Source organism: Kitasatospora putterlickiae (assembly GCF_039527695.1).
Taxonomy (GTDB): domain Bacteria; phylum Actinomycetota; class Actinomycetes; order Streptomycetales; family Streptomycetaceae; genus Kitasatospora; species Kitasatospora putterlickiae.
Genome location: NZ_BAAAKJ010000454.1, coordinates 6,517 through 14,457, shown reverse-complemented (window position 1 = coordinate 14,457; position 7,941 = coordinate 6,517). Strand labels below are relative to the sequence as shown.

Sequence of the window (7,941 nt, the reverse complement as noted above, 5' to 3'; positions counted from 1 at the left end):
GCTCCTGCTGGCCCAGGCCGGCGCCGAGCCCGACGGTCCGGACGGCGCCCGGCTGCTGGCGCAGGCGCTCGCCACCGCCGAGCCGGAGCGCCTGCGCCGGCCGTTCCGCGAGTCCGCCCCGTGGGTGCGGCGCCAGCTGCGTCAGCAGCCCCGGTTGGCGCTCGCCCACCCCTGGCTGCCCGGCGATCTGCGCCCGTCCTCCCCCGGCCCGGGCCCGCACCCGGACGGCCCGCACCCCGACGGGCGGCCGTCGCCCGCCGGGCCGCTGACGGAGCCGCTCACCGAGCGGGAGCGCGAGGTGCTGCGACACGCGGCGCGGATGCTGTCGACCCAGGAGATCGCCGACGAGCTGTTCCTGTCGCCGAACACGGTCAAGACGCACCTGAAGAGCATCAACCGCAAGCTGCTGACGGCCAACCGCCGCGAGGCGGTGCGCACCGCCGCCCGGCTGCACCTGCTCGGCGAGCCTCTGAACGAACCGCTGGACGAACGGCTGAACGAACCGCTCAACGAGCTCTGAGCCGGGCACGGCGGTGCCTCACTCCGGCAGGCGGTGCAGCTCCGTCACCCGCAGCCCCAGTGCCTGGCAGCGGTTCAGCAGCCCGAACAGGTGGGCCTCGTCCACGACGTCCCCGTACAGGACGGTGTGGTCGGGCACGACCCTGCTCTCCATTTCGGGGAAGCCCTCCCGGCGGGTCGTCTCCTGCAGTACGCCGGACACCCGGATCTCGTAGCGCATGGGGCCGGCTCCCTTCGCCTCGACGGTGGCCTCCAGCCTGGCCGCACCGGGCGGCGCTGCGCATCACCCCCGTGAGGTGACCCAAGGGTGCGCCGGGCGCCGGGCGCGGCGTGCTCCGCCGGGCGCTCACCCGCGCGGGGTGATCCAGCGGCCGCGCCGCCGCCCGTACGGTGGCGACGCAGGCGGTTCCCGCCGTCCCGGTTCCCGCCGCCCTGGTTCCCGCCGTTCGCCGAGGGAGCGTCCCGCATGAACCCCTATCCCCCGATCGCCGACCACGGGGTCATCGGCGACCTGCAGACCGCCGCCCTGGTCTCCACCCACGGCGACATCGACTGGTGGTGCACCCCCCGGTTCGACTCCCCCAGCCTCTTCGCCTCCCTGCTGGACGACGCCAAGGGCGGCCGGTGCCGGCTGGCCGTCGACCGGGAGGCGGTGCCGGACGCCCAGGTGAAGCAGCTCTACCTCTCCGGCACGGCGATCGTGGTCACCCGCTTCCTCGCCCCGCAGGGGGTGGCGGAGGTGATCGACTTCATGCTGCCCGACACCTCGGCGAGCCCGTCCGACCGGCACCGGATCATCCGGGGCGCGCGGGTGGTGCGCGGCCGGGTGCCGTTCGTGCTGGAGTGCCGGCCCCGCTTCGACTACGGCCGCGCCGCCCACCGGCTCAGCCTCCCCGACGAGCACACCGCCCTGCTGCGCTCACCCGGCCAGGAACTGTGCGTGCGGACCACCGCCCCGGTGGCGCTGCACGCGGACGGCGAGGACGTCACCGCGCGGTTCACGCTGGCCGCCGGGGAGCTGGCGACCGTGGAGCTGACCACGCTGCCGCCGGGCGGCGAGCCGCCGCCCGCGCCGCGCGAGGAGGCCGCCCTCGCCGCCTTCGACGCCTGCCGGGCGTACTGGTACGGCTGGCTGAAGTCGTCCAACTACCAGGGCCGTTGGCGGCAGATCGTGGACCGCTCGGCGATCACGCTGAAGCTGCTCAGCTACCGGCCGACCGGCGCGCTGATCGCCGCGGCGACCATGGGCCTGCCGGAGCAGGTCGGCGGCGAGCGCAACTGGGACTACCGCTACACCTGGATCCGCGACGCCTCGCTCTCCGTGCACACCCTGATCGGGCTCGGCTTCCGCGACGAGGCCCAGGCGTTCCGCCGCTGGGTGCGCGAGCGGATCGAGGCCGCCGGCGCCGACCACGAGCGGCTGCAGATCATGTACCGGATCGACGGCGACCCGCACCTGAGCGAGGAGACGCTCGGCCACTGGGAGGGCTACCTGGGCTCGTTCCCGGTGCGCGCCGGCAACGCCGCCGCCGACCAGCTCCAGCTCGACATCTACGGCGAGGCCGCCTACGCGTTCGCCGCCGGGGACGGCGACATGGGCGCGCTGCGCGGCTGGGACGCGTTCCGCCGGCTGATGGACTGGCTCACCGAGCACTGGGACCGCGCCGACGAGGGCATCTGGGAGACCCGCGGCGGTCGCCAGGACTTCACCTACAGCCGGCTGATGTGCTGGGTGGCCTTCGACCGCGCCGTCCGGATGGCCCGCACCCACGCCCGCCCCGCGGACCTGGACCGCTGGAGCTCGGTGCGCGACGACATCCTGCGCCAGATCGCGCAGCGCGGCTGGAGCCCGAAGCGCAAGGCCTTCGTCCAGCACTACGACACCGAGGTCCTGGACGCCTCCCTGCTGCTGATGCCCAAGGTCGGTTTCCTCTCCCCCACCGATCCGGACTGGCTGTCCACCCTGGACGCGATGGACCGGGAGCTGGTCTGCGACAGCCTGGTCTACCGCTACGACCCGGCCGCCTCCCCCGACGGGCTGCGCGGCACCGAGGGCACCTTCAACCTCTGCTCCTTCCTCTACGTCGAGGCCCTCGCCCGGGCCGGGCGGGTCGAGCAGGCCCGCTACGCCTTCGACAAGATGCTCACGTACGCCAACCACGCGGGCCTGTTCGCCGAGGAGATCGGGCCCTCCGGCGAGCAACTGGGCAACTTCCCGCAGGCGTTCACCCATCTCGCGCTGATCGACGCGGCGCTCGCCCTCGACGAGGAGCTGGACCGCCGGGGCGTCGCCTGACGCCGCCCCGCCGGCCACAGGTTCGCGAAAGGAGTCCGGCCCATGGCCTCATCCACCCACCCGGCGCGGCCCCGCCGGAACCTGCTGCCGTTCGCGGGCGTCGCGATGATCCTGCTGGCCCTGTTCAACGGGTGGGACGCCATGGCGGCGCTGATCGACTCGCCGGTCGTCACCGGCACCGACCGCTACGTCTTCGGCGACCTGCACAGCCTGGGCTGGGCGGTGCTCGCGCTGGCCGTCGCCCAGGGCCTGGCCGGGATCACGCTGCTCACCGGCGACCTGCCCAGCCGCTGGTTCCCGGTGACGGTGCTGTGCGCCAACGTCTTCGTGCAGTTCGTCTTCGTGGCGAGCTACCCCGCCTGGTCACTGATGATCATCGCGCTCGACGTGGCCGCGCTCTACGCGGTGCTCACGTCGCCCGACGGACGGAGCCGGGAATGACCACCACCGGCACCGGCGCCGCCGCGGCCGGACGGCGCGTGCTGGCCCCGCTGGCCCTCGCCCAGTTCATCTGCAGCTTCGCCGGCTCCAGCATGAACGTGATGATCAACGACATCAGCGAGGACCTCGACACCAGCGTCCAGGGCGTCCAGGTCGCGATCACCGTCTTCCTGCTGGTGATGGCCGCCCTGATGATCCCCGGCGGCAAGCTCACCGACCGCTGGGGCCGCAAGCGCTGCTTGATGCTGGGTCTGGCCGTCTACGGCGTCGGCGCGCTGCTCAGCGCGGCCGCCCCCGGGCTCGGCGTGCTGATCCTCGGCAACTCGGTGCTGGAAGGCGTCGGGACCGCGCTGCTGATCCCCCCGGTCTACATCCTGACCACCCTGCTGTTCACCGGGACGGCCGCCCGGGCCCGCGCGTTCGGCGCGATCATGGCGCTCGGCGGCATCGGCGCGGCGGCCGGACCGCTGATCGGCGGTCTGCTGACCACCGCGATCGACTGGCGCGCCAACTTCGGCTTCCAGGTCCTGGTGGTCGCGGTGATCCTGTTCCTCACCCGCACCCTGGAGGATCCGCTGCCCGCCGACCCCGGCCGCCCGTTCGACACCGTCGGCGCGGTGCTGTCGGCGGCCGGACTCGTGCTGCTGGTCACCGGCATCCTGGCCGCCGACAACAACACCTGGCTGATGATCGGGCTGCTGGCCGCCGGCGCGATCGTGCTGGCCGCCTTCTTCGGCTGGATCCGCCGGCTGGAGCGGGCGGGCCGCGAACCGCTGCTGGCCACCAGCCTGTTCCGCAGCCGCGTCTCCAACCTGGGCCTGGTCACCCAGAACGCCCAGTGGCTCGTCCTGATGGGCGTCTCGTTCACCGTCGGCGCCTACCTCCAGGTCGTGCGCGGCTACAGCGCGATCGCCACCGGCGGCGTCTTCACCGCCGCCACCCTGGGGCTGCTGGCCTCCTCGCTCGCCGCCGAGGCGCTGGCGAAGCGGCGCGCCCAGCGCACCCTGATCGTCACCGGCTTCGCCACCACCACCGCCGGCGTCCTGGTGCTGCTCCTGCTGGTGCGCGCCTACGGCGGGCCCTGGCCGTTCGTCCCCGGCCTGCTGCTGATCGGGCTCGGCCTCGGCCTGATGCTCACCCCGTCGGTCAACGTGGTGCAGTCCGCGTTCCCGGACGACCGGCAGGGCGAGATCTCCGGACTGTCCCGCAGCGTCTCCAACCTCGGCTCCTCGCTGGGCACCGCCGTCGCCGGCACCATCCTGGTCTCCGCGCTCTCCCCCAACGGCTACGCGGCGGCGATGATCGTCCTGGCCGGCTTCGGTGTGGTCGGCCTCGGCGCGGCGCTGTTCCTGCCGCACGACCGGCCGCCGGGCGGGGCCCACCGCCGGCCCAGGCGGTGAGCCCCGCCCACCACCGGACCGGACGGGCGGGCCGGCCCGTCACGCCTTCGCGCGGGTGACGGCGCTCAGCGGGGTGGCCAGCGACTCCAGGCTGCGCCGTTCCGCGCGGACGCCGAGGGCGGCCTCCACCAGTCCGGCCAGCGTCATCAGCGCGGCGCCGACGCAGAACGCGAGGGTGGTGTCGGAGGCCTTCCCCGTGCTCACCAGCCCGTTGAACAGCAGCGGGCCGCTGATGCCGCCGGCCGCCGTGCCGACGGCGTAGAAGAAGGCGATGCACAGCGCCCGGGTCTCCAGCGGGAAGATCTCACTGACCGTTCCGCCATGACGCGCCTCCTCCGCTCGCACCGGGCACGGGACGGACCGCCGTCTGCCCGATCTCCGGGCGGGCATGCCGGCGGGCCGCCCCGGAGCCGGGACGTCCGCGAAGCGCCGTTTCCGTCACGGCTATTGACGGAGTGTCCAACAGTGGCGATTCTCGTCAGCACCGAGTACGCGGGACCTGACAACCGCCCCCGGGGGCGCCACCGCCGTGCCACGGGCGGGGGGCGTCGGCCGCGTCGTCGGCCCGCCCGTCCGTCCCTCCGGAACTGGGGTGCCCATGACCCGACTCCCCCACGCACGCCTTCGACTCGCCACCCTGCTGGCCGCGCTGCTCGCCCTGGTCGCCGCCGCCCTCGCCGCCCCGGCGCGCGGGGCCGGCGGCGCGAACTGGTGGGACCCGGTCGCCCGGCCGGCGCCCGACGCCGCCATCGGCGTCACCGGCGAACCGTTCACCGGCACCGACGCCCAGGGGCGGGTCCGCGGCTTCGTCGACGCGCACGACCACATCCTCGCCAACGAGGCCTTCGGCGGCCGCCTGATCTGCGGCGAGGCCTTCTCCGAGGCGGGCGTCGCGGACGCCCTCAAGGACTGTCCCGAGCACTACCCCGACGGCTCGCTCGCCGTCTTCGACATGATCACCAAGGGTGGCGACGGCAGGCACGACCCGGTCGGCTGGCCGACCTTCGCCGACTGGCCGGCCCATGACTCGCTGACCCACCAGCAGAACTACTACGCCTGGGTGGAACGCGCCTGGCGCGGCGGCCAGCGGGTGCTCGTCAACGACCTGGTCACCAACGGGGTGATCTGCTCGGTCTACTTCTTCAAGGACCGCGGCTGCGACGAGATGACCTCGATCCGCCTCCAGGCGAAGCTCAGCTACGACATGCAGGCCTACGTCGACCGGATGTACGGCGGCCCCGGCAAGGGCTGGTTCCGGATCGTCACCGACAGCGGACAGGCCCGCGAAGTCGTCCGGCAGGGCCGGCTGGCCGTCGTGCTCGGCGTCGAGACCTCGGAGCCGTTCGGCTGCAAGCAGGTGCTGGACGTCGCCCAGTGCGACCGCGCGGACATCGACCGCGGGCTCGACGAGCTGTACGGGCTCGGCGTGCGCAGCATGTTCCTGTGCCACAAGTTCGACAACGCGCTGTGCGGCGTCCGCTTCGACGAGGGCTCGCTCGGCGCCGCGATCAACGCGGGCCAGTTCCTGTCCACCGGCACCTTCTGGCAGACCGAGCAGTGCACCGGCCCGCAGCACGACAATCCGATCGGCCTCGCGCCCACCCCGGCCTCCGTGCGGAACCAGCTGCCCCCGGGCGTGGCGCCGCCCTCGTACGCGGCCGGCGACCAGTGCAACGTCCGGGGCCTGACCGGGCTGGGCGAGTACGCGCTGCGCGGGATGATGCGGCGCGGCATGATGCTGGAGCTCGACCACATGAGCGTCAAGGCGGCCGGGCGGGCGCTGGACGTCCTGGAGTCCGAGGCCTACCCGGGCGTGCTGTCCTCGCACAGCTGGATGGACCTCGGCTGGACGGAGCGCGTCTACCGGCTCGGCGGCTTCGTCGCCCAGTACATGAACGGCGCGGAGGCGTTCAGCGCGGAGGCGCGGCGCACCGACGCGCTGCGCGACGCGTACGGCGTCGGGTACGGCTACGGCACCGACATGAACGGGGTCGGCGGCTGGCCGGGGCCGCGCGGCGCCGACACGGCGAACCCGGTGCGCTACCCCTTCCGCACCGCCGACGGCGGCTCCGTCGTCGAACGCGCCACCGCCGGCGCCCGCACCTGGGACGTCAACACCGACGGCGCCGCCCACTACGGCCTGGTCCCGGACTGGCTGGAGGACATCCGGCTGGTCGGCGGGCAGGACGTGGTCGACGACCTGTTCCGGGGCGCGGAGTCCTACCTGACCACCTGGGGCGCCTCCGAGCGGCACCGGGCCGAGGTGAACCTCGCCGCCGGCACCCCGGCCGCCGCCAGTTCGGTGGAGTGGAACCCGTTCGTCGACTACGGGCCCGGCCGGGCCGTGGACGGCGGCGGCTCCAGCCGGTGGGCCAGCGACTGGAGCGACGACCAGTGGCTGCGGATCGACCTGCCCGCCACCACCCTGGTCGGCCGGGTCACCCTGGACTGGGAGCGCGCACACGCCCGGGCCTACCGGATCGAGGTGTCCACCGACGGGACGACCTGGCGGACGGTGTGGTCCACCGCCTCCGGCGACGGCGGTCTGGACACCGCGCGGTTCCCCGCCGTCCCGGCCCGCCACGTGCGGATCCACGGCGAGCGGCGCGCCACGGGGTGGGGGTACTCGCTGTACGAGGCGGGCGTCTTCCGGGCCTGACTCCGGGAAGCGGGATCCGCCGGAGAAAAAATCCGCGCGGTGATGTCGAGAAGCCGTGGGCGGCTCCGTCCCAGGGGTACGAGCGGCCACAATGGGCCGCACGAGCACCGAGGAGAGGGTCACCATGGCCAAGTACCTGCTGCTGAAGCACTACCGGGGCGCCCCGGAGGCCGTCAACGACGTGCCGATGGACCAGTGGACGCCGGAGGAGATCGAGGCGCACATGCGGTACATGCGGGACTTCGCGAACCGGCTGGAGAAGAGCGGCGAGTTCGTCGACGGCCAGGCGCTCGCCCCCGAGGGGGCGTGGGTCCGGTACGACGGCGAGGGCCGGCCGCCGGTCACCGACGGCCCGTTCGCGGAGACCAAGGACCTCATCGCCGGCTGGATGGTGATCGACGTCGACGGCTACGAGCGCGCCGTCGAGCTGGCCGGGGAGCTGTCCGCCGCGCCCGGGGCGGGCGGGCGGCCGATCCACGAGTGGCTGGAGCTGCGCCCGTTCCTCTCCTCCTCGCCGACCGTCACGGAGTGACCGTTCCCGTGGACGAGACCCTGCTCCGTGGTCTCACCCCGGGTGTGCTCGCCGTCCTCGTCCGCCGCGGAGCCGACTTCGCGGCGGCCGAGGA

At 73.7% G+C, this 7,941-nt stretch carries 7 protein-coding genes and 1 pseudogene; 6 read left to right on the top strand and 2 right to left on the bottom strand.

The genetic code is table 11. The features are described 5' to 3' along the window. The coding region (locus ABD308_RS36565) for a LuxR C-terminal-related transcriptional regulator (RefSeq protein ID WP_344344549.1) at positions 1-520 on the top strand (520 nt) is incomplete at its 5' end. Positions 521-538: 18 nt separating this feature from the next. Here the strand turns inward: ABD308_RS36565 and ABD308_RS36560 are convergent. Next, positions 539-739: a hypothetical protein gene (locus ABD308_RS36560; RefSeq protein ID WP_344344548.1), complete on the bottom strand. Its 201-nt coding sequence runs from the start codon at positions 737-739 to the stop codon at positions 539-541. A 246-nt stretch (positions 740-985) separates the two neighbouring features. Between ABD308_RS36560 and ABD308_RS36555 the strand changes: the two genes are divergently transcribed. From ABD308_RS36555 to ABD308_RS36545, 3 genes are read left to right on the top strand one after another with little or no spacing between them, the layout of a single operon-like run. After that, complete coding sequence (locus ABD308_RS36555; RefSeq protein WP_344344546.1) at positions 986-2,815, top strand: glycoside hydrolase family 15 protein; 1,830 nt, start codon at positions 986-988, stop codon at positions 2,813-2,815. 42 nt (positions 2,816-2,857) lie between these two features. Then, positions 2,858-3,256: a DUF7144 family membrane protein gene (locus ABD308_RS36550; RefSeq protein ID WP_344344544.1), complete on the top strand. Its 399-nt coding sequence runs from the start codon at positions 2,858-2,860 to the stop codon at positions 3,254-3,256. Further along, on the top strand, positions 3,253-4,656 hold the full coding sequence (locus ABD308_RS36545; RefSeq protein ID WP_344344542.1) for an MFS transporter: 1,404 nt from the start codon (positions 3,253-3,255) through the stop codon (positions 4,654-4,656). The genes ABD308_RS36550 and ABD308_RS36545 overlap by 4 nt, the downstream gene beginning before the upstream one ends. Before the next feature lie 57 nt (positions 4,657-4,713). Here the strand turns inward: ABD308_RS36545 and ABD308_RS36540 are convergent. After that, positions 4,714-4,971, bottom strand: a pseudogene (locus ABD308_RS36540) (MFS transporter); the annotation flags it as partial. 283 nt (positions 4,972-5,254) lie between these two features. Between ABD308_RS36540 and ABD308_RS36535 the strand changes: the two are divergent. After that, on the top strand, positions 5,255-7,315 hold the full coding sequence (locus ABD308_RS36535; RefSeq protein WP_344344540.1) for a galactose-binding domain-containing protein: 2,061 nt from the start codon (positions 5,255-5,257) through the stop codon (positions 7,313-7,315). A gap of 124 nt (positions 7,316-7,439) precedes the next feature. Continuing rightward, positions 7,440-7,847, top strand: a complete 408-nt coding sequence (locus tag ABD308_RS36530; RefSeq protein WP_344344538.1) for a YciI family protein — start codon at positions 7,440-7,442, stop codon at positions 7,845-7,847. Positions 7,848-7,941 lie beyond the last annotated feature (94 nt).